This window comes from Streptomyces sp. ALB3 (genome assembly GCF_044385685.1).
Classification (GTDB): Bacteria; Actinomycetota; Actinomycetes; order Streptomycetales; family Streptomycetaceae; genus Streptomyces.
The window spans coordinates 514,787-534,147 of the sequence record NZ_JBISCE010000026.1; the positions used below are offsets into that span (position 1 = coordinate 514,787).

A 19,361-nucleotide genomic window follows, 5' to 3' on the forward strand; every position below is an offset into this window, starting at 1 on the left:
CCGGCGCACGACGAGAGGCGTGTCCGTCCTCCGCCGGGCCCCGGCCCGCGCCCGCCCGCGTGTCCGTCCGGTGGGGCCTCAGACCTCGGAGCCGGCGGTGGACGCGTCGGCGTGGGCGAGCGGCAGCGTGAAGACGAAGCGGGTGCCGGGAGTGTGGTCCGTGTCCACGGCGATGCTCCCCCCGTGGTACTCGACGATCTTCTTGCAGAGCGCGAGGCCGATGCCGTTGCCCGGGTAGGTGTCACGGGTGTGGAGCCGCTGGAAGATCACGAAGATCCTCTCCGCGTACTCCGGGCCGATGCCGATCCCGTTGTCGCTCACGGCGAACTGCCAGCGGGGACGGACGCCCTCGGCTCCGTCGGCACCGTCCGCGCCTCCCACGGGTCCGGCGGCGCCGAGGTGGATACGGGGCACGGTCCCCGGGGCACGGAACTTGATGGCGTTGGAGATCAGGTTCTGCAACAGGACACCGAGCTGGGCCGGGTCTCCGTGGACCGTGGGCAGGGGGTCGTGGGTGAGCACGGCTCCGCTCTCCTCGATCGCCATCGCCAGGGAGTTGGTGGTCCGGCGCAGCACGGTCTCGAGGCTGACGTCGGCGTCCTCGGCGTGCAGACGTCCCACGCGGGAGAAGGCGAGGAGGTCGCCGATGAGGGTCTGCATGCGGTTGGCGCCGTCGACCGCGAAGTCGATGTACTGCTTGGCGCGGTCGTCGAGCTGATCCGCGTAGCGGCGTTCCAGGAGCTGGCAGAAACTGGCGACCTTGCGCAGCGGCTCCTGCAGGTCGTGGGAGGCCACGTAGGCGAACTGTTCGAGTTCCTCGTTGGAGCGGCGCAGTTCGGCCGCCTGTTCCGCGAGCTGGGCCCGGGCACGGTCGCTGAACTCCAGCTCGCCGGCCAGGCGGCGGCGCATCCCGTCCACGTCCGCCGCCAGCGCTCGCAGGTCGGCGGGGCCGGAGGGGGCGATGGCGTGCTCGAACCGGCCGTCCGCGATCTCCTGTACGTCCGTGCGCAGCCTGTCCAGCGGTATCTGGACGCCCCTGCGCAGCCCGGCGAAGGCGAGCGCGATGAGGGCGATGACCACACAGGCGATCGCGGTGAAGACCGTGTTGCGCAGGGTCCGTGCCGCCTCGAGGTCGCGGAGCGACCGGTCCCGTTCGGCCTCGATGTGGGTCTGCTGTCCGGCCAGCGCGGCACGGAGGGCGTCGAAGGTGGCCTTGCCCGACTCGGTGTGCTGCTGAGCGGATACGACGGGGTCGGCCGATTCGCTGACGGGCCGGGCGGTGGTCACCTGCCACCGCTCGGAGTGTTCTCGCACCCGCGCGAGGTCGGCCGTCGCCCGCTCGTCGCCCTCGGCCAGGCGCGCCAGCTCGCCGGCCGCGGCCCTCTCCTGGGTGACGCCGTCCCGGTACGGCTCGAGGAACTCGCGCTTCCCCGTCATTCCGTAGCCACGGATACCCGTCTCCTGGTTGATCAGGGCGCTCTCCATCCGGACGGACGCGATCAGGGCCGGCGACCAGCGCCCGGTGAGCCGTTCGTTGACGTCGGTGGCGTGAGCGAGAACCCAGACGCCGCACCCGGTCAGGGCGAGGAGGAGCACGAGCACTGCCGCCGAGCCGGCACCGAGCCAGCCTCGGGTGGTCCAGCCGCCCGGGACGGACCGCGGCGGAAGGGTGACCGGGTCCTGCTGCACGGTGTCTATCTGCACGGGTTCATCCTCCATGGGCCCGGCAGCGCACCGGGCGGCGCCACCCTACCCGCGGGACAACCCTGGTTGTCGACGGGGTCCCGTGACGTCTACGGTGCATCCATGGCAGTAGAGACGGAGATCAGTCCGGAGCTGGAGGAACTGGCCGAACGGGCGCGACAGGCCGTCGCCGAGGCGGCCCGGCAGCTCGTCCTCCGCACGCCCGTGCCGGATACCGGCGCCCAAGGCCCGGACGAGCCCCGAGGGGACGCGCTCGCGTCTCTGCGTGCCTTGGCCTACCTGGGCAGGGCGGTGGAGGAGTGCGCGGCGCTGGCCGCACGGGCCGCCGCTCGGGAAGGCGCCGGCTATCCCCAGCTGGGGAAGGCCTGGGGCGTCAGCCGCCAGGGGGCCCGTAAACGCTGGCCCGGACTCGTCTTCACCACACGCCCCGCCTCACGCCCGCTACCCCGACACCAGACCCGGAGCTCGCTCATGAACGGCCTCGTCCCCCGCACCTACACCGTCCTGCTCGTGGAGGACGACATGGCCGACGCCATGCTGATCGAGGAGGCACTGACCGAGCACGGCATGGCGCGCGGGATCGAGCGGGCCGACGACGGGGTCGCGGCGCTGGAGTACCTCCGCGATCCGCGTAAGGACCGGCCGGACCTGATCGTGCTCGACCTGAACATGCCTCGGATGAACGGCCGCGAGCTGCTGAACGTCCTGAAGAACGACAGCGATCTGTCGAGCATCCCCATCGTCGTGCTGACCACGTCCGCCGCACCGGACGACGTCGAGGACGCCTACCGCCAGCACGCCAACGCCTATGTCACCAAACCCGTGAACCTCGACGACTTCATGGAGACCGTGCAGAGCATCGACTCCTTCTTCCTGGACACCGCCACGACTCCACCGCGGCACCTCGGCGACGACAGCTGAGGCGGAGCGGGGCGACGTCACGAGGAGGCGGCGGCCGTCCCGCTGCTCAGGCCGGCCGCCGCCCTCTCGCCGCCCGCGCGGGCCCCGCGCCGGGTGGCCCGTCAGCCGTACCGTCCGGGGGCCCGGCCCGATGCGGCGGGGCGCGCACCGGCGGGCGTGCGGCGTGCGCGTCGACGGCTGTGGGGCCGTCGACGTCAGATCGTCGCGGCGTCGATCACGAAGCGGTAGCGGACATCGCTGTCGAGCACTCGCTCGTACGCCTCGTTGACCTCGGAGGCGCTGATCAGTTCGATCTCGGCACCGAGTCCGTGCTCGGCGCAGAAGTCCAGCATGTCCTGGGTCTCCCGGATCCCGCCGATACCGGAACCGGAGAGGGACTTGCGGCCGCCGATGAGCGAGAAGAGGTTGACGGAGACCGGCTCCTCAGGGGCGCCGACGTTCACCAGCACACCGTCGGTCTTGAGCAGGGACAGATAGGCCCCGAAGTCCAGTGGCGCGGAGACCGTCGACAGGATGATGTCGAAGGTGCCGGCCAGCTCGTCGAAGGTCTCGGGGTCGCTGGTGGCGTAGTAGTGGTCGGCGCCCAGCTTCAGACCGTCGTCCTGCTTGCGCAGGGACTGCGAGAGGACGGTCACCTCCGCGCCGAGCGCGTGCGCGATCTTGACGCCCATGTGTCCGAGGCCGCCCATTCCGAGGACGGCGACCTTCGTGCCGGGCCCGGCGTTCCAGTGCTTCAGCGGGGAGTACGTGGTGATGCCCGCGCAGAGCAGGGGCGCGGCCTCGTCCAGCGACAGGCCGTCGGGTATGCGGAGGGTGTAGTTCTCGTCCACGACGATGTGCGTGGAGTAGCCGCCGTAGGTGGGCTCACCGTTCTTGTCCAGGGCGTTGTACGTGCCGGTGTTGCCCTTGGCGCAGTACTGCTCGAGGCCGGCCTCGCAGTTGTCGCACTCGCGGCAGGAGTCCACCATGCAGCCGACGCCGACACGGTCGCCCACGGCGAACCTGGTGACGCCGGGGCCGGTCTCGGTGACGATGCCGGCGATCTCGTGGCCGGGCACCATCGGGAAGATTCCCTTGCCCCAGCCGTCGCGGGCCTGGTGGATGTCCGAGTGGCAGATGCCGGCGAACTTGATGTCGATCAGGACGTCGAACTCGCCGACCGCGCGACGCTCGATGGTGGTGCGCTCCAGCGGAGCGTCGGCGGAAGGCGCGGCGTACGCGGTGACAGAGGTCATGCGGGAGTTCTCCTAAGGAGTGGTCCTGCGCCCGGCGGCTTTCGGTCCGGGCACGCGGTCCAGCCTGCCCCGCCGGGCCGTCTTCACCCAGGCCACGGTTCTGCGTACGTCCAGTGGTCCTACTACTGGCGGGGTCAGGATGCCGTGCGTACGTCCGTGGATACTGGACTCATGGACGAGCAGCCTGCACCTCAGCGGCGGACCGCCGGTGACCGGGGTACCGGTGACGGCACGGGGCGCGCCCTCGACCGGCGCGCCGAGCTCAGTGAGTTCCTGCGCAGCAGGCGTGCCCGGTTGAAGCCGGAGGACGTGGGGTTGCGCGACTTCGGACGGCACCGCCGGGTACCGGGACTCCGCCGGGAGGAGCTCGCCCAGCTGGCCGGCGTGTCCGTGGCGTACTACACGCGCCTCGAACAGGGCAACGGACAGAACGTCTCCTCGGAGGTACTGGGCGCGATCGCGTCGGCGCTGAGGCTGACGGACGCCGAGCAGGCTCATCTGACGCACCTCGCGAGGCCCGGGCAGCACAAGAGGAAGCAGTCCCCGCGGCAGCAGCGGGTGCGCGGCACACTCCGCGGGCTCCTCGACACGATGGACGGCGTTCCCGCGTACGTGGTCGGGCGGCGTTCGGAGATCCTGGCCTGGAACCGCATGGCCGCGGCCGTCTTCGGTGACTGGTCACAGGTGCCGCCGCAGGAGCGGAACTGGGCGCGGCTGGTGTTCCTGAACCCCGAGTACCGCGATCTGTTCGTGGAGTGGGACCAGAAGGCGTCGGACATCGTCAGCTACCTGCGGATGGACGCGGGCTGCCATCCCGAGGACCCGCGGCTCTCCGCGCTCGTGGGGGAGCTGTCCGTGAAGAGCGAGGAGTTCCGGCGGCTGTGGGCCAGGCACGACGTCAGGGAGAAGAGCCACGGCGTCAAGCGGCTTCGTCATCCTCTGGTGGGTGAGCTGTCGCTGTCGTTCGAGACGTTCGCCCTCCCCGACGACGCGGAGCAGTCGGTCGTCGCCTATCACGCCGAGCCCGGATCGACGTCCGCCGAGGCACTGCGCCTGCTCGCGAGCTGGGGCACGGACGCCACGCGGGCAGGCACGGCCGTGCCGTCGCGGGAGTAGCGGGAGCAGGCCGGGCCGTCCCTCCGGCCCGGCCCGCCGGGAGGGGCACGGGCCCGTCCAGCACATGCGTCGCCGACGGCGGTCCGCGGCGCCGATCGGCCGTTTTCCGCCCGGGACCTGCCTGTACGCTGCGGGGATGCAGCCGTCCGCCTCCTCGCCCACCGCGCGGTCCGGCCGGGCCCCGGCTCCCTCCCGGCGAGGGCTCCTGACGGAGCGGATCGCCCGGAATCGCGAGCACGGCATCCGGCCGGGTGACGTCGCCGCCGGGAAGAGACTCGCGTCGGAGCGCGAGCTCGCGGCGCGGTCGGAGCGGACACGCTTTCACGACGCCGTGGCCGAGGCGCCATCCGAAAGAAAGTACCTCCATGAAAATCGTTGACGCGAAGGTCGTCGTCACCAGCCCCGGCCGCAACTTCGTCACTCTCAGACTGACGACCGACGACGGGCTCACCGGCCTCGGCGACGCCACCCTCAACGGCCGGGAGCTGGCCGTCGTCAGCTATCTCGACGACCATGTGCTGCCCCTCCTCATCGGTCTCGACCCGCACCGCGTCGAGGACACCTGGCAGTCCCTGTACCGGGGCGCCTACTGGCGCCGCGGACCGGTGACGATGGCCGCGATCGCCGCGGTCGACGTCGCGCTGTGGGACATCAAGGCCAAGGCCGCGGGCCTCCCCCTCTACCAGCTTCTCGGCGGCGCGAGCCGGGACCGTGTGGGTACCTACGGTCACGCGAACGGCCGCGACATCCCCGAGCTCCTCGACTCGGTCCGGGCCAGGCTCGCCGAGGGCTATCCCGCAGTCCGCGTGCAGTCGGGAATTCCGGGACTGAAGGCCGTCTACGGTGTCTCGGGTACGGATGACGACGGCTCCCCCGTCCTGCACCAGCAGGCCCGGCCGTTGGTGGAGGACTGGGACACCGACGCCTATCTGCGGCACATGCCGGACGTACTGGAGGCCGTGCGCGCCGAGTTCGGCCCCGAGCTGCCCCTGCTGCACGACGCGCACCACCGGCTCACCCCGGTCCAGGCCGCCCGTCTCGGCAAGGACCTGGAGCCGTACCGCCTGTTCTGGCTGGAGGACTGCACGCCCTCGGAGAACCAGGAGGCTCTGCGCCTGGTCCGCCGCAGCACCACGACGCCGCTGGCCGTGGGCGAGGTCTTCAACACGGTGTACGACTACCAGGCCCTGATCACCGAGCAGTTGGTCGACTACGTGCGCTCAGCGGTCACGCACTTCGGAGGGGTGACCCCGCTGCGCAAGCTCTTCGACTTCGCGGCGCAGTACCAGATCAAGAGCGCGATCCACGGGCCGGAGGACATCTCTCCGGTCGGCATGGCGGCAGCCGTCCACCTCGACCTCGCGGTGCACAACTTCGGCATCCAGGAGTACTCGGGTCACACCCCGCTCACCGAGGAGGTGTTCCCGCACGCGTACACCTTCGAGGACGGATACCTCCACCCGGGCGAGGCACCGGGCATCGGAGTGGAGCTGGACGAGGCTCTGGCGGCTGCACATCCTTACGCGGCGGCGTACCTCCCGGTGAACCGGCTGCATGACGGGACGGTCCACGACTGGTGACCTGCCTGCGGCGGGCGTCCGGCACTTCCGGTGCCCCGTGGCCGGCGCCGCCGGCCGGGGCGTCAACGCCACGCGTGACGGATCTTCAACCGTCCGAACCCCATGGCTCCGGAGATCCGGATCCTCGGCCCGCCGGTGCGGGGGCGCCGGCGCGGCCTGTAGCGCGTGTCCTTCCACCCTGTGTGCAGAGCGTCGAAGTCGACGGTGGCGTCGCGCGGCACCGTGATCTTCGCCCTGCCGGTGCCGAGTTGCAGCTCGATGTCGACCACCGCGTGCCCGATGACCGCCCTGGACAGATCCAGGTGCACCGTCCCGTGAGCTGACGCGACCTTGAGTGTCCGAGGCACCTGCCACGCGCCGCGTCGCCGGATCCGCCCGCCGGCGGCGGCGATCGTGGACGTGCTGCCCGCGTCCTCGTCCGGGAGCGACGTCAGAGGCGGCACGAGCTCGCTGCGCGTCCTGGCGGTGAGTACCTGGTGGAGGCGTTCGTCCAGATCCCCGTGGGAGAGGTGGCCCCGGGCGTACGCCTCCTGCAGGCGCCGCACGGCCGTGTCGCGGTCGTCCTCGTCGATCAGCGACGTGTCTTCCGGCAGAGAGGTCACCGTTTCACTCTAGTGACGTGCGGACGATGTGTGTACTCCGAACCCCTGGGCCGCGCTCCCTGGTCGCACCGGCGGAGCGGATCAGCGCACTTCTGCTCGCGTCGTTTTCCGCTGCCGGGGAACGGGCGCCGGCGGTCGACATCCTCGGCAGACTCGCCTCGCTGGACGAGGAGTCGCTCTCCGGCAAGGGTGAGGCCCGGCCGGGGATAGCTCGGAGTCGACCGTCCGGCAGCGTGTACCCACCACCCGTGCCTGACGGCCCGCCACTTGCCTCACCTATCGATTTTCGATAGATTTCTATCGAAGTTCGATCGAGGGAGAGATGATGGGAAGACTGACAGTGCTCGCGTTGCGGGCCGTGCTCGTGGTGCTGCTCACCGGGTCGGTGTTCGTGCAGGCCGTGATGGTGCCGCTGCTGGCCGTCGACCTGCGGGGGATGGACGCGGACATCGAGTACCTGAGGGCCCCGCTCCTGGCGATCATCGTGCTGGGCATCGTCACGGTCGAGGTGGTCCTGGTCTGCGTGTGGCGGCTGGTGACGATGGTGCGGCGCGGCACGGTGTTCTCCCATGCCGCCTTCCGGTACGTGCACGTGGTGATCGGCGCGGTGGTGGCCGCCGCCTGCCTGGTCTTCGGACTCGCGGTCCTCCTGGCGCCGGGTGAGGCCGTCGCACCGGGCGTGGTCCTCCTGGTGTGCGGCGGAGCCCTGGCGTGCCTGGGGGTCGCACTCGTCGTGCTCGTCCTGCGGATGCTGCTCGCGCAGGCCGTCGACCGCGACGTCGCGGCGACGCGGATGCGGGCCGAGCTCGACGAGGTGATCTGATGCCGATCGTGGTGGACATCGACGTGATGCTGGCGAAACGGAAGATGTCCGCGGGTGAGCTCGCGGAACGCGTGGGCATCACGCCCGCCAACCTCGCGGTGCTCAAGAACGGACGCGCGAAGGCGGTCCGCTTCTCGACCCTGGCCGCCCTGTGCGAAGTGCTCGAGTGCCAGCCGGGAGACCTGCTGCGCTGGGACGAGCCCTCCAGCCGGCCTGCGGTCTGATCCCACCGTCCGAGGCCGCGCCCCTCGACTCCCTGCGCCGCACGGCGCTCCGCCCGGCAGCCGTGCGAGGGCATGCGCCATGCGCTGCCGCGAGGTCGGTCGAGCGGCGGGATGCCGCCCGGCTGGAACGGGTGGCACGCCTCGTCAGGATGCTGAGGGCGCCGGCGCCGGTGGGTCCGTGCGCGAGGAGGACGTGGAGCGGCCGCCGTCGCAGAGCAGCGTGATCACTACCTGGACCGTGGGGGAACCTGTCTCCCGAGGCCCGGGGAGAACGGTCGCCGCGATCCAGTCGCCCTTGCGCACGGTGAGGGTTCCGCTGCCCAGGTCCGGCCCCGGACCCCACTCGTGGTCCGTCCGGGCCCGGCCGAAACCGGCCCTCAGGGCCGTGCCGACCGTAGCTGACCCGTACTCACCTGTCAGGCTCTCCTGGCACTCGACGGCGCTCGGATCCCGCGGTGCGCGCACCAGGGTGACACCTTCCGCGGCCATGGCGGAGGTGAGCTCGGAGACCACGGTGTCCGCCGGAACCGGCGGGCCCGAGGAACGGGCCGGAAGCGGGCCGAGGTCCTTCAGAGGGTGGGAACACGCCGTCATGGTCGCGGTCGCCGCCATCACCATGGCCACCAGGCACCGGGCCCCCCGTCGCTGCCGCACGATCCCGCACGCCCCCTTCCGCGTCGTCCACGGCCGACCAGTCTCCCATCGTGCGTCCGGCGGGGCAGTCCGGGGTGCCACGCGCGCCCGTGACGAGTGCGAGCTCTCCTCGGACACGGACTGTTCCCACACCTGCCGGGGTCCGGCAGGCGACCCCGACGCGCGCTCGCCGGGCCCGTGGGGACCGCGCCGCGAACCGGAGGTCCCGCCTGCCCTCCCTGGGCCCGCCCGTGCCGTGAGCACATCCGAAATGGGGTACTGCCGTGCGGCCTTGGCGCATCCGCGTCACCTGCGCGTACCCACAGGACCGCCCGTGCCAGCCCACGCGGGCGAAGCCGTACCCGATGTGACGGGTGCTGGGGCGCTCGCGGGGTAGTCGAGCCGAGACACCGGCAATCACGAAACAGGGCCGATGTCCCGTCCAGGACACCGCGGACGGCACGGGCGGGCGGACGACCGACCCGCCGGAACCCTCTGAGGACGGCGATGTTTCCGAAGACCGAGGAAGGCAAGGTGACCTGAGCATGAGGACGGCAGAGCGGCAGACCGACGCCACCGACGATTCGGTGAGCGTGCTGGTCTCGCGCGCATCGCAGCAGATGTCGGAGCTGGTCCGTGAGGAAATGCGGCTGGCCCGGGCGGAGATGGCCCAGAAGGGCAAACGCTTCGGGAAGGGCGGCGGCCTGTTCGGCGCCGCCGGCCTCATCGGCATCCTGGCGGCCCAGGCTCTGATGGTGACCTGCATCGCGGCTCTCGCGCTGGTCCTGCCGGTGTGGGCGTCGGCCCTCATCGTCACGGCGGTGCTGGCGGCAGTGGCCGCAGCGGCCGCCCTGGCGGGAAAGAAGCAGGTCGACCGGGCCGGTTCTCCCGCTCCCGAGCAGACCGTCGACAGCGTCAAGGCCGATCTGGCCGAGATCAAGGAAAAGGCACACCGATGAACGAAGAGTCCCGGACCAACATAGGCACCCCCGTCCCCGACACCTCCGACCCCGAGCAGCTGCGCGAGCAGGTCGAGGCCACCCGCGACGAACTCGGCCGGACCGTCGAGGCGCTGGCGGCCAAGGCCGACGTCAAGGCACAGGCCAAGGAGAAGACGGCCGCCGCGAAGGAACAGGCTTCGGAGAAGGCGGCCCTGGTCGCCGACCAGATCCGTGAGAAGGCGGAGCAGGCGACCCGACTCGTCAAGGACAAGACGCCCGATCCCGTCCTGGAGGCGACCGCTCAGGCGGCGGCACAGGTGCGGGAGACCGCGAGCCGGGCAGGACAGTACGCGGCGGACAAGGCCCCCGACCCCCTGGTCGAGAACGCCGGTCGGGCCGCCTCGTTCGCACGTGCCAACCGCACTCCGCTCCTGGCGGGCGGTGCGCTGCTCGCCGCCTTCCTGCTGGTCCGCCGCGGCCGGGGGCGCCGATGAAGGCGTCCAGGATCGCCTACAAGCCGGTCGGGCTCGCTCTCGGCGCCGCGAGCGGCATGATCGCGGGTGCCGCGTTCAAGCAGGCGTGGAAGGTCATCGAGGGGGACGACGACGCCCCTGACGCCTTGGACGAACACCGCTCCTGGCAGCAGATCCTGCTCGCCGCCGCCCTCCAGGGTGCCATCTTCGCGGTGGTCAAGGCCGCGGTCGACCGTTCGGGCGCAGTGGCCACGCGGCGGGTGACGGGAGTCTGGCCGGGCTGAAGCCGCCGGGCGGCGCCGCTCCCGTGCACGTACTCCACGGCGGGCGGCGCGCCCGGCGCCCGGCGTCCGTCCGTTGCCGCCTCCGCCTTCCACGGCGCATTGCCCCTGGCCCGCTCCGGAGCGCCGACTCCGCCCGTGACCCGCCGGACCGGCCCCTACAGCGTGCTGAGCGCCCGCATCGCCTCACGTTCGAGGCGCGAGAGCTCGTGGAGAACGGAGCCGGCTCGGGCGAGGTCCTGCGCGTCGCCGGATCCGCCCGCCGCCGAGACGAGTGCGGCCACCTGTGTCCAGAGGGTGGCGGCCTCGGCGTACAAGGTGTGGCCGGTGCGCAGGTGGCTGCTGTCGATCAGCTGGGCACACTCGGCGAGGAAGTCCCGGTAGAGATTGCGGAACAGGGCGCCGCCGGTGCCTGCCGTCTCCATGAGTACGGCGGCCCGTCGCAGATGCTCCCTCGGATCGCCGCCGCGCTGCAGCCACTTCGGCACGCGCCCGGCGGCCTTCTCGATGCCCCGGTACCCCAGGTTCGCGATGGGCGGGTTCAGGAAGGCGTCGGCGCAGCTCCTGATCGCCGGGATGATCCGGTCCCGTGGTGACGCCGGGCGGCTGGGCGCAGTGATGGTGAAGGAGCGATGCCGGGCGGTCATGGGGCCGCGCTCGGCCCTGGCCCTGGCCAGGGCGGTGAGGCTGGTCCGGACCGCTCCGCCCTGCGGGGCGGTGTCCACCAGGTAGGCGTCCCTCTCGTCGTAGCCGTACATCGCCACGACGTGGCCACCGAAGTGCGCCTCGGTGCTGAAGTAGTCCAGGTGGTGACTGTCGAGCTGAAGGCCGACCGGCCGGCCCGCGTCGACGGGCTCCGCGACGTGTCGCCACGCCTTGCGCGGGGACGTGGTCTCCTCGACCACCAGCTCGAGCCTGAGTGCGGCGGCCAGGTTCCTGGTGAGCTCGAACGGCTTGACCCGGCCGCCCAGGAAAGGGAAGTCCATGCTCTTGCTGTCCCAGTAGACGAAGGACAGCCCGGAGCCGAGTCCGAACAACATGGGTTCGGACAGGTCGATCCCCTGATGCCGCAGCAGCACGCCCAGGGCCGTGGTCTCGCAGTGCTCCATACCGCGGGCATCGATGTCTTCCACCATGGTCACGCCCTTCATTCTCCTTTGTCGGTGGACGTCTGGGCGGCTGACGGGCGCTCCGGTCTCCGCCTTCGGCGTCCTCGTCGGCGTGTCGCTGCTCGCGCTCGCCCTCCACGAGTACCTCTCCGGGGCTTCGGCCGTCCGGTCCGGCATGGGGGCCATGATCCTTCTCAGCGCAGTCCGCACCCTCGTGCGGGTCGTACGCGGCCCCTCAGGCCTGACAGGCGGTTCCGGGTTCCCGCTGCGGCGGCGATCCCGCTCCGGATCGTGGAGGCGGGGCCGCGGCGCCACACGACGTGCTGCCGCCGGCACGACGGACCGTACGCCCGTGAAGCGGAGAGACCTCGGACGTCGGACGAGTACCATCCGGAGTGCCACGCCGCCTACGGTCCCGTCGCGCCTTCGTCCCGCTGCGTGGCGTCGAGGTCGGCGGCGCCGTCCTCCCAGCGCCGGCGCCGCTCGGAGGCGGGCTGTTCCCACCACGGGGTGCCCCGTTCACCGAGTGCCACCTTGGCCGTGTGCACCCGGCCCCGCGCCAGTTGTTCAGCAGCCGTGTCTCCCTTCCGGCGTGCGGCGCCCACCGCGCGCCGGGCCGCCATCAGGTGGCGGCGCAGGGCGGCAGCGATGTCCTCGGGGATCTCCGGGTCGGTCGCCCGCCACCGTCGGCCGTCGACCACGACGTACCGGCCGTCGGGCGTCCGCTCGGGCCGCTCAGGGGAACGCACCCGGCTCATGCTGCCCCATGCGATCGCGGATCCCGTCGGGCGACGCGCAAGAAGGGTTCTCGAAGGACCTGCGTCTCCCGGGCGGCTTCGCACAGGCGGGCGTGAGCCCGGGCTCCCCTGGTGAGGTTCCTCGCCGCCCTCGGGAGGACCGGCGGCGTCCTATAGGTTCGATCGCATCCCGTCCGAGGACGGGCCCGCCCGCCACGTGAGGAGACCGTATGGCCACCATCCACCGCACCACCATGACGCCCGGCAAGCTCGAGTTGCTCACCGGCTGGCTGCCGAGGCAGAGCTGGTACGCGGGAGGCGCGGAACGGCCGGAACTGGCCAACGCCGGGGGGTTCCGTCTGGACGATCCGGAGGGCGCGGTCGGGATCGAGTTCATGGTCGTGGTGACCACCTCCCCAGGGGAACCTGTGGCCTACCTGGTTCCGCTGGGCTACCGCGGTGCGGCGTCGGAGGACCTTCCGGACGAGGCGCTGATCGGTACCTCGGAGCACGGGGTGCTCGGCACCCGGTGGATCTACGACGGCGTGCACGACCCCGTGGTGATGGCGCGGCTGGGCGCACTCCTGCGGGGCGAGGCGACACCGCAGCACCAGAGCAGGAGCGACACTCCTGACCCGACCGTCACCGTGCACGGTCCGCGCCCTGACGGCGGGTTCGATGTCCGGGTGCACCGTGTCCTGCGGCCGGCTGACGGATCAGCGATCCCGTCCGGAGGCCTCGTCGCCGGCTGGACCTGGCCCGACGGCACGGCCGCACGAGGCACGTTCGCGACCGTCGCGCCGCGGTGACGGGTGGGCGGGGCAGGCAGCAGCGCGTGCCGCGCCTCCCCCGCCGACGGCCGCCGGGGCCCCGTCCTCCCGCTGTCGCCGGGGCCGGTTCTCAGCCGGCCAGGCGAGCGCGCCCGAGCCGGTGGGGTGCGGCCTCCCGGAGTGGGGTGGTGGGTCCTTGCCGTCGCAGGCGCGTGGCCCCGGACGAGGGCGCCGCCCGCAGGGTGGTCACAGGCTTCCCGCAGCGCTCTGCCGGAAGCGTCGGACCGCCGGTCGGGACGGTCCCGGCGTCGACAGCCCTGCGCGCCGGTCGCGGCCGTACGGCGTAGGCCTCCGGCAGGCGGCGAAGCCGGCGTGGGCGGGGGCTGTCTCCTGGCACGCCCCCGGCTGAAGCCCCTTCCCTGCCACAGGACGGCTTCTTCCCCGTGCCGGAGTACGTGTTCCCCTTCGTGCCGGAGGTACGTGCGGGACGGGTGTACCGGCTCAGCCGCTTTGTCCCGCTACTAGAGAAAGTTGGGTTCCGGTACGTCAAAGGGCTATCTGGCGGGTGTAAAAGCCATTACCTTCCTGACCTGAACCGGACAACAAGGACCGAGTGCCCTCCCCTCCCCCTGTGGGCACCCGCCTCCCCGGCGCGGCGGCGCGCGCCTGTGCTCCACCCCGGCCCCGTCACCACACGGAGGATTCGCGTGCACAGGAGACCCATCCGGCCCCTCGCGGCGCTCGTCTGCACCCTGCTCGCCGCCGCGGGCGCCCTCACGGCCCATCAGAGACCGGCCGAAGCGGCACCGGCCGCCGCCGACGCCTTCCAGCAGGTCACCCTCGCCAAGGGGGTGGCCGAGACCGGTGAGCCGATGACGCTCGCCGTCCTGCCCGACAGGTCCGTCCTGCACACCTCACGGGACGGCACCCTCCGCCTCACCGACGCCGCGGGCGCCACCAGGGTCGCCGGCAAGCTGGACGTCTACTCGCACGACGAGGAAGGCCTCCAGGGCATCGGGGTGGACCCGGGCTTCACCACCAACCGCTTCGTCTACCTCTACTACGCCCCGAAGCTCTCGACCCCGGCCGGGGACGCCCCCGCGAACGGGTCGGCAGCGGACTTCGCTCCGTTCGACGGCGTCAACCGGCTCTCGCGCTTCGTCCTCAGGACCGATGGCACGCTGGACACCGCCACCGAGAAGAAGGTCCTCGACGTCCCCGCCAGCCGGGGCCTGTGCTGCCACGTGGGCGGCGACATCGACTTCGACGGCCAGGGCAACCTCTACCTCTCCACCGGGGACGACAGCAACCCCTTCGCCTCCGACGGCTACTCCCCCATCGACGAGCGGCCCGGCCGCAACCCGGCCTACGACGCCCAGCGTTCCTCGGGCAACACCAACGACCTGCGAGGCAAGGTCCTGCGCATCAAGGTCGGCGCCGACGGCGGCTACACCATCCCCTCGGGCAACCTCTTCGCCCCGGGCACCGCGAGGACCCGGCCCGAGATCTACGCCATGGGCTTCCGCAACCCCTTCAGGATGAGCGTCGACAAGCCCACCGGCATCGTGTACCTCGGTGACTACGGCCCCGACGCGGGCACCGCGAACGCGTCCCGGGGGCCCGCGGGCCAGGTCGAGTTCAACCGGATCACCAAGGCGGGCAACTTCGGCTGGCCCTACTGCACGGGCAGGAACAACGCCTACGTCGACCACGACTTCGCCACCTCGACGTCCGGCGCCGCCTTCTCCTGCTCCGCGCCGAGGAACACCTCACCGAACAACACCGGCCTGACCGACCTCCCCCCGGCCCAGCCCGCCTGGATCCCCTACGACGGCGGGTCGGTGCCGGAGTTCGGCAGCGGATCGGAGTCGCCCATGGGCGGCCCCGTGTACCGCTACGACGCGGCGTCGACCTCGACGGTCAAGTTCCCCGAGAGCTACGACGGCGACTTCTTCGCCGGTGAGTTCGGCCGAAAGTGGATCAAGCGCGTCGAGCAGGGCTCCGACGGTTCCGTCCAGTCGATCAACGCCTTCCCCTGGCAGGGCACCCAGGTCATGGACATGGCCTTCGGCCCGGACGGCGCCCTGTACGTCCTGGACTACGGCACCGGCTACTTCAACGGCGACGCCAACAGCGCGCTCTACCGCATCGAGAACGTCACCGGCGGGCGCGCACCGCTCGCCAAGGCGACGGCCGACCGCACCTCGGGCAAGGCGCCGCTCACGGTCCGGTTCTCCGCGGCCGGCAGCTCCGACCCCGACGGCGATCCTCTGGGCTACGCGTGGAAGTTCGGCGACGGTGCCACCTCCACGGCGGCGAACCCCGCACACACCTACACCGCCAACGGCCGCTACACCGCGGAACTGACACTTTCCGACGGAACGGGGAACACGGCGACCGCCTCGGTCATCGTCACCGTGGGCAACACCGCACCCACCGTCAGCCTGGAACTGCCGGCCGACGGCGCCATCATCGACCCCGGGGCCGCCATGCCCTTCAAGGTGACCGTCACCGATCCCGAGGACGGCACGATCGACTGCTCGAAGGTCAAGGTCACGTTCATCGTCGGCCACGACAGCCACGGACACCCCCAGACATCCGCCACCGGCTGCTCCGGCACCGTGCAGACCATCGCCGACGGGGAGCACGATCCCAACGCGAACATCTTCGGTGTCTGGGACGCCGAGTACACCGACAAGGGGGCGAACGGCCAGCCCGCCCTGACCACGCACGACCAGAACATCAGCCAGGGCAGCAAGCGCCAGGCCGAGCACCACGGCGACTCGGCGGGCGTGTCGGTCATCGACAAGGCCACGGCGAACGGCGGGAAGACGGTCGGGAACATCGACAACGGTGACTGGATCTCCTTCAAGCCGTACATCCTCGCCGACGCCACGTCGCTGACCGCGAGGGTCTCGTCGGGAGGTGGCGGAGGCACACTGGAGGTGCGTGCCGGTTCCCCCACGGGCACCCTGCTCGGCTCCGCGGCCGTCCCCGTGACCGGAGGCTGGGAGACCTTCCAGAACGTGTCGGCGAACCTCACCGGCCGCCCCGCCGGCACCACCACGCTGTACCTCGTCTTCAAGGGCGGCAGCGGATCCCTCTTCGACGTCGACGACTTCACCCTCAGCACCGCTGGAACGCCTGCTCGCACCGGGCGGATCACGGGCATCGGCGGCAAGTGCGTGGACGTCGCGAACGGCGCGAGCGCGGACGGGACGCAGATCCAGCTGTGGACGTGCAACCAGTCCGCCGCCCAGAGGTGGACGGTCGGCACCGACTCGACGCTGCGCGCCCTGGGCAAGTGCCTCGACATCAGCGGGGGCGGCACGGCCGACGGCACGAAGATCCAGCTCTACGGCTGCAACAACACCGCGGCCCAGAAGTGGACGCCCCAGGCAGACGGCACCCTGAGGAACCCGCAGTCCGGCAAGTGCCTCGACGCCGCAGGCGTCTCCTCCGCCGACGGCACCAGACTCCACCTGTGGACCTGCCTGGCCGCCACGAACCAGAAGTGGATCCTGCCATGAGCCGACGACTCGTAAGCCTCGCCGCCTGGGCGGCCGGCGGTCTGCTCGCCGCAGCCGTCCTGCCCCCGGCCGTCTCCACGGCCGCCGGACCCGGCCCGGTGCCCCCCGCCCGCCCCGCGGCGGCGGCCGCCGACCCCGCGTACGACGTGCTGGTCTTCTCCAGGACCGCCGGCTTCCGCCACTCGTCCATCGACGAAGGCGTCACCGCCCTGCGCGAGTTGGGCGCCGCGAACAACTTCACCGTCACGGCGACCGAGGACCCGGCCGCGTTCAGCCCGGCGGGCCTGGCCGGCTACGAGAGCGTCGTCTTCCTCTCCACCACCGGCGACGTGCTGAACGCCGCCCAGCAGACCGCCTTCGAGGGCTACATAGCGGCCGGCGGCGGCTACGTCGGCATCCACGCGGCGGCCGACACCGAGTACGACTGGACCTGGTACAGCGGCCTGGCCGGCGCGCTGTTCCGGTCACACCCGGCGATCCAGCCGGCCACCGTCAAGGTGGAGGACCGCGCGCACGACGCCACGGCCCACCTGGGTCCCACCTGGCAGCGGACCGACGAGTGGTACGACTACCGCACCAATCCGCGCACCACGGCCCATGTCCTGGCCTCGCTCGACGAGTCCAGCTACAGCGGCGGCTCGATGGGCGGCGACCATCCCATCGCATGGTGCAAGGACTACCAGGGCGGGCGCGCCTTCTACACCGGTGGCGGCCACACCGAGGAGTCCTACGCCGACCCGGCGTTCCGCCGCCATCTGCTCGGCGGCATCCGCTGGTCGGCCGGTACGACCGAGGCGGACTGCCGCCCGGAGAGCGGCTACACCACGCTCTTCGGGACCTCGGGAACGACCGGCTGGAAACAGGCCGGGCCGGGCTCCTTCGCGAACGCCGACTCCACCCTCACCTCGCGGGGCGGCCTCGGACTGCTCTGGTACCAGGCCAAGGGGTACACGTCCTACTCGCTGAAGCTCGACTGGCGTCAGGCCGGCGACGACAACTCCGGCGTCTTCGTCGGCTTCCCCGCCTCCGACGACCCGTGGTCGGCCGTCGACAACGGCTACGAGATACAGATAGACGCCACGGACGCCACGGACCGCACCACGGGTTCCGTGTACGGCTTCAAGTCCGCCGACCTGCCCGCCCGCGACAGAGCCCTGAATCCTCCCGGTGAGTGGAACACCTACGAGATCCGTGTCGAGGGCGAACGCCTGCGGGTGTACCTCAACGGGACACAGATCAACGACTTCACCAACACCGTCCCCGCCCGCAGTCTCCAGCAGGGCCACATCGGCCTGCAGAACCACGGCGACGGCGATGACGTGTCCTTCCGGAACATCCGTATCAAGGAACTCGGAGGCACCACCGGCCCCACGGAGGGCGCCATCACGGGCATCGGCGGCAAGTGCGTGGACGTCGCGAACGGCGCGAGCGCGGACGGGACGCAGATCCAGCTGTGGACGTGCAACCAGTCCGCCGCCCAGAAGTGGACGGTCGGCACCGACTCGACGCTGCGCGCCCTGGGCAAGTGCCTCGACATCAGCGGGGGCGGCACGGCCGACGGCACGAAGATCCAGCTCTACGGCTGCAACAACACCGCGGCCCAGAAGTGGACGCCCCAGGCAGACGGCACCCTGAGGAACCCGCAGTCCGGCAAGTGCCTCGACGCCGCAGGCGTCTCCTCCGCCGACGGCACCAGACTCCACCTGTGGACCTGCCTGGCCGCCACGAACCAGAAATGGATCCTGCCCGGCTGACCGGTAGCCCGACTCCGTCGTCACCGCGGGAGGCGGTGGCGGCGGCACCGGCCGCGCCAGCGGTCCGGTGACGGAGGCGGGGCGCGACGCCGAAGCGCCCCGCCTCCGTGCCTCCACGACCCGGGCTCAGGACCGCGTGGGCCCGCCGGGGTCCCCGCGCGCGGGGACCGGCCGCTCACAGGTCGCTGTCGATCCCGGTGACCACGGGAGTGCCCAGCAGCGCGTCGGCTTCCGCGAACCCGCTCTCGTGCAGTGCCGAGGACACGAGTCCCACGGCGTCCAGCTCCGCTTCGTACCGGTCCGACGCACCGACTTCGAGGCGCACGGAGAAGGTGCCGTCGTCGTTGAGTGTGAGCAGGTCGAGGCCTTCGCTCTCGCTCAGATCCGTGTGCCGGGTGGCCAGCTTGCGCTCCAGAGCCGCCCGGGAGGTGTCCGTGACGTCCGTGACGAACGTCCCGGGCACGGTGATGACGAAGGTGGTCATGACAGCTCCTCGCGTCTGATGGGTGACCGTCGTGCGTTCCGTACCGGCTGCCCCCGATCGCGGAAGTCACCGGTTCGCGCGGCGAACCGTCACCGGCGCCCGGGCGTGCATGCCGTCCGCCGTCGGAGCGGACGTGCGCCGTGGGTGTGCGCTGCCGGGCCGATGCCGCCGGAGTGCGCGGAGGTACATCCTGCTCGGTCCATATGGTCTTCCGCTCGTCGGCGAAGCGGGCTCCCCACCGCCTGGCGAACTCCGCGCGGATGAAGAGCCCGCGGCCACCTTCGTGCGTGGTCCGCGCGTGGCGGTCGGGACGAACACCGCTCCGCCCCCGCCGTACTGACGGGGTGCGGTCCCGGCGGCGGTTCCGCACGTCGGCACGACACGCCCCTCGGCCCTCACCGGCTGTGCGGCTCCTGTCCCCGGCCGCCGGCATGCGACGGCCCG

General features: G+C 71.4%; 18 protein-coding genes and 1 pseudogene. 12 read left to right on the top strand and 7 right to left on the bottom strand.

Features of this window, described 5'->3' with window-relative positions; all coding sequences use genetic code 11:
• Window positions 1-78 precede the first annotated feature (78 nt).
• Window positions 79-1,704: a sensor histidine kinase gene (locus tag ACHFIV_RS14325; protein WP_398967800.1), complete on the bottom strand. Its 1,626-nt coding sequence runs from the start codon at window positions 1,702-1,704 to the stop codon at window positions 79-81.
• Window positions 1,705-1,806: 102 nt separating this feature from the next.
• Between ACHFIV_RS14325 and ACHFIV_RS14330 the strand changes: the two genes are divergently transcribed.
• Window positions 1,807-2,625: a response regulator gene (locus ACHFIV_RS14330; protein WP_398967803.1), complete on the top strand. Its 819-nt coding sequence runs from the start codon at window positions 1,807-1,809 to the stop codon at window positions 2,623-2,625.
• 194 nt (window positions 2,626-2,819) lie between these two features.
• Here the strand turns inward: ACHFIV_RS14330 and ACHFIV_RS14335 are convergent, their stop codons facing one another.
• On the bottom strand, window positions 2,820-3,860 hold the full coding sequence (locus tag ACHFIV_RS14335) for an NAD(P)-dependent alcohol dehydrogenase (protein WP_398967806.1): 1,041 nt from the start codon (window positions 3,858-3,860) through the stop codon (window positions 2,820-2,822).
• Between the two features lie 171 nt (window positions 3,861-4,031).
• Between ACHFIV_RS14335 and ACHFIV_RS14340 the strand changes: the two genes are divergently transcribed.
• From ACHFIV_RS14340 to manD, 3 genes and pseudogenes are all read left to right on the top strand, one after another.
• Entirely contained in the window at window positions 4,032-4,976 is a 945-nt protein-coding gene (locus ACHFIV_RS14340; RefSeq protein WP_398967809.1) for a helix-turn-helix domain-containing protein, read from the top strand.
• Between the two features lie 136 nt (window positions 4,977-5,112).
• A pseudogene (locus ACHFIV_RS14345) lies at window positions 5,113-5,295 on the top strand (GntR family transcriptional regulator); the annotation flags it as partial.
• A gap of 46 nt (window positions 5,296-5,341) precedes the next feature.
• A complete protein-coding gene (manD, locus tag ACHFIV_RS14350) occupies window positions 5,342-6,556 on the top strand; it encodes a D-mannonate dehydratase ManD (RefSeq protein ID WP_398967812.1) in 1,215 nt (404 codons plus the stop codon).
• A 62-nt stretch (window positions 6,557-6,618) separates the two neighbouring features.
• On the opposite strand, the gene ACHFIV_RS14355 is transcribed toward manD, so the two are convergent.
• Entirely contained in the window at window positions 6,619-7,158 is a 540-nt protein-coding gene (locus tag ACHFIV_RS14355; protein WP_398967814.1) for a DUF1707 SHOCT-like domain-containing protein, read from the bottom strand.
• Window positions 7,159-7,483: 325 nt separating this feature from the next.
• Here ACHFIV_RS14355 and ACHFIV_RS14360 point away from each other — a divergent pair, with 325 nt between their 5' ends.
• Entirely contained in the window at window positions 7,484-7,981 is a 498-nt protein-coding gene (locus ACHFIV_RS14360; RefSeq protein ID WP_398967817.1) for a DUF2975 domain-containing protein, read from the top strand.
• The gene (locus ACHFIV_RS14365) at window positions 7,981-8,205 is read left to right on the top strand and encodes a helix-turn-helix domain-containing protein (RefSeq protein WP_398967820.1); all 225 of its coding nucleotides are present in this window, start codon (window positions 7,981-7,983) and stop codon (window positions 8,203-8,205) included. The genes ACHFIV_RS14360 and ACHFIV_RS14365 overlap by 1 nt, the downstream gene beginning before the upstream one ends.
• 144 nt (window positions 8,206-8,349) lie before the next feature.
• Here ACHFIV_RS14365 and ACHFIV_RS14370 read toward each other — a convergent pair whose 3' ends face one another.
• Window positions 8,350-8,859: a hypothetical protein gene (locus ACHFIV_RS14370; protein ID WP_398967823.1), complete on the bottom strand. Its 510-nt coding sequence runs from the start codon at window positions 8,857-8,859 to the stop codon at window positions 8,350-8,352.
• Window positions 8,860-9,383: 524 nt separating this feature from the next.
• On the opposite strand from ACHFIV_RS14370, the gene ACHFIV_RS14375 reads away from it, so the two are divergent.
• Genes ACHFIV_RS14375 through ACHFIV_RS14385 form a run of 3 tightly spaced genes read left to right on the top strand, consistent with a single transcriptional unit; the run spans window position 9,384 to window position 10,536 of the window.
• The gene (locus ACHFIV_RS14375) at window positions 9,384-9,797 is read left to right on the top strand and encodes a phage holin family protein (protein ID WP_398967826.1); all 414 of its coding nucleotides are present in this window, start codon (window positions 9,384-9,386) and stop codon (window positions 9,795-9,797) included.
• Complete coding sequence (locus tag ACHFIV_RS14380; RefSeq protein WP_398967828.1) at window positions 9,794-10,273, top strand: DUF3618 domain-containing protein; 480 nt, start codon at window positions 9,794-9,796, stop codon at window positions 10,271-10,273. The genes ACHFIV_RS14375 and ACHFIV_RS14380 overlap by 4 nt, the downstream gene beginning before the upstream one ends.
• Entirely contained in the window at window positions 10,270-10,536 is a 267-nt protein-coding gene (locus ACHFIV_RS14385; protein ID WP_398967830.1) for a DUF4235 domain-containing protein, read from the top strand. Before ACHFIV_RS14380 ends, ACHFIV_RS14385 begins: the two co-directional genes overlap by 4 nt.
• A gap of 155 nt (window positions 10,537-10,691) precedes the next feature.
• Here the strand turns inward: ACHFIV_RS14385 and ACHFIV_RS14390 are convergent, their stop codons facing one another.
• Both ACHFIV_RS14390 and ACHFIV_RS14395 read right to left on the bottom strand, forming a co-directional pair.
• Complete coding sequence (locus tag ACHFIV_RS14390) at window positions 10,692-11,675, bottom strand: BtrH N-terminal domain-containing protein (RefSeq protein WP_398967833.1); 984 nt, start codon at window positions 11,673-11,675, stop codon at window positions 10,692-10,694.
• A gap of 374 nt (window positions 11,676-12,049) precedes the next feature.
• Window positions 12,050-12,400 carry a hypothetical protein gene (locus tag ACHFIV_RS14395; RefSeq protein WP_398967836.1) on the bottom strand — a complete coding sequence of 117 codons (351 nt, stop codon included), beginning with the start codon at window positions 12,398-12,400 and terminating at the stop codon, window positions 12,050-12,052.
• Window positions 12,401-12,609: 209 nt separating this feature from the next.
• Between ACHFIV_RS14395 and ACHFIV_RS14400 the strand changes: the two genes are divergently transcribed.
• The 3 genes from ACHFIV_RS14400 (at window position 12,610) to ACHFIV_RS14410 (ending at window position 18,433) form a co-directional block, all read left to right on the top strand.
• Window positions 12,610-13,188, top strand: coding sequence for a maltokinase N-terminal cap-like domain-containing protein (locus ACHFIV_RS14400; RefSeq protein ID WP_398967839.1), 579 nt, complete (start codon window positions 12,610-12,612; stop codon window positions 13,186-13,188).
• 668 nt (window positions 13,189-13,856) lie between these two features.
• Entirely contained in the window at window positions 13,857-16,679 is a 2,823-nt protein-coding gene (locus tag ACHFIV_RS14405) for a PQQ-dependent sugar dehydrogenase (protein WP_398967842.1), read from the top strand.
• Window positions 16,676-18,433 carry a ThuA domain-containing protein gene (locus tag ACHFIV_RS14410; protein ID WP_398967844.1) on the top strand — a complete coding sequence of 586 codons (1,758 nt, stop codon included), beginning with the start codon at window positions 16,676-16,678 and terminating at the stop codon, window positions 18,431-18,433. Before ACHFIV_RS14405 ends, ACHFIV_RS14410 begins: the two co-directional genes overlap by 4 nt.
• Before the next feature lie 175 nt (window positions 18,434-18,608).
• On the opposite strand, the gene ACHFIV_RS14415 is transcribed toward ACHFIV_RS14410, so the two are convergent.
• A complete protein-coding gene (locus tag ACHFIV_RS14415) occupies window positions 18,609-18,917 on the bottom strand; it encodes a hypothetical protein (protein ID WP_398967846.1) in 309 nt (102 codons plus the stop codon).
• Window positions 18,918-19,361: the final 444 nt, after the last annotated feature.

What these genes read in the sequence shown, in the direction of transcription:
- ACHFIV_RS14330 (WP_398967803.1), top strand. Translation starts at nt 1,807, where the DNA reads ATGGCAGTAGAGACGGAGATCAGTCCGGAGCTGGAGGAACTGGCCGAA.
- ACHFIV_RS14335 (WP_398967806.1), bottom strand. Translation starts at nt 3,860, where the DNA reads ATGACCTCTGTCACCGCGTACGCCGCGCCTTCCGCCGACGCTCCGCTG.
- ACHFIV_RS14340 (WP_398967809.1), top strand. Translation starts at nt 4,032, where the DNA reads ATGGACGAGCAGCCTGCACCTCAGCGGCGGACCGCCGGTGACCGGGGT.
- manD (WP_398967812.1), top strand. Translation starts at nt 5,342, where the DNA reads ATGAAAATCGTTGACGCGAAGGTCGTCGTCACCAGCCCCGGCCGCAAC.
- ACHFIV_RS14360 (WP_398967817.1), top strand. Translation starts at nt 7,484, where the DNA reads ATGGGAAGACTGACAGTGCTCGCGTTGCGGGCCGTGCTCGTGGTGCTG.
- ACHFIV_RS14365 (WP_398967820.1), top strand. Translation starts at nt 7,981, where the DNA reads ATGCCGATCGTGGTGGACATCGACGTGATGCTGGCGAAACGGAAGATG.
- ACHFIV_RS14375 (WP_398967826.1), top strand. Translation starts at nt 9,384, where the DNA reads ATGAGGACGGCAGAGCGGCAGACCGACGCCACCGACGATTCGGTGAGC.
- ACHFIV_RS14380 (WP_398967828.1), top strand. Translation starts at nt 9,794, where the DNA reads ATGAACGAAGAGTCCCGGACCAACATAGGCACCCCCGTCCCCGACACC.
- ACHFIV_RS14385 (WP_398967830.1), top strand. Translation starts at nt 10,270, where the DNA reads ATGAAGGCGTCCAGGATCGCCTACAAGCCGGTCGGGCTCGCTCTCGGC.
- ACHFIV_RS14395 (WP_398967836.1), bottom strand. Translation starts at nt 12,400, where the DNA reads ATGAGCCGGGTGCGTTCCCCTGAGCGGCCCGAGCGGACGCCCGACGGC.
- ACHFIV_RS14400 (WP_398967839.1), top strand. Translation starts at nt 12,610, where the DNA reads ATGGCCACCATCCACCGCACCACCATGACGCCCGGCAAGCTCGAGTTG.
- ACHFIV_RS14410 (WP_398967844.1), top strand. Translation starts at nt 16,676, where the DNA reads ATGAGCCGACGACTCGTAAGCCTCGCCGCCTGGGCGGCCGGCGGTCTG.
- ACHFIV_RS14415 (WP_398967846.1), bottom strand. Translation starts at nt 18,917, where the DNA reads ATGACCACCTTCGTCATCACCGTGCCCGGGACGTTCGTCACGGACGTC.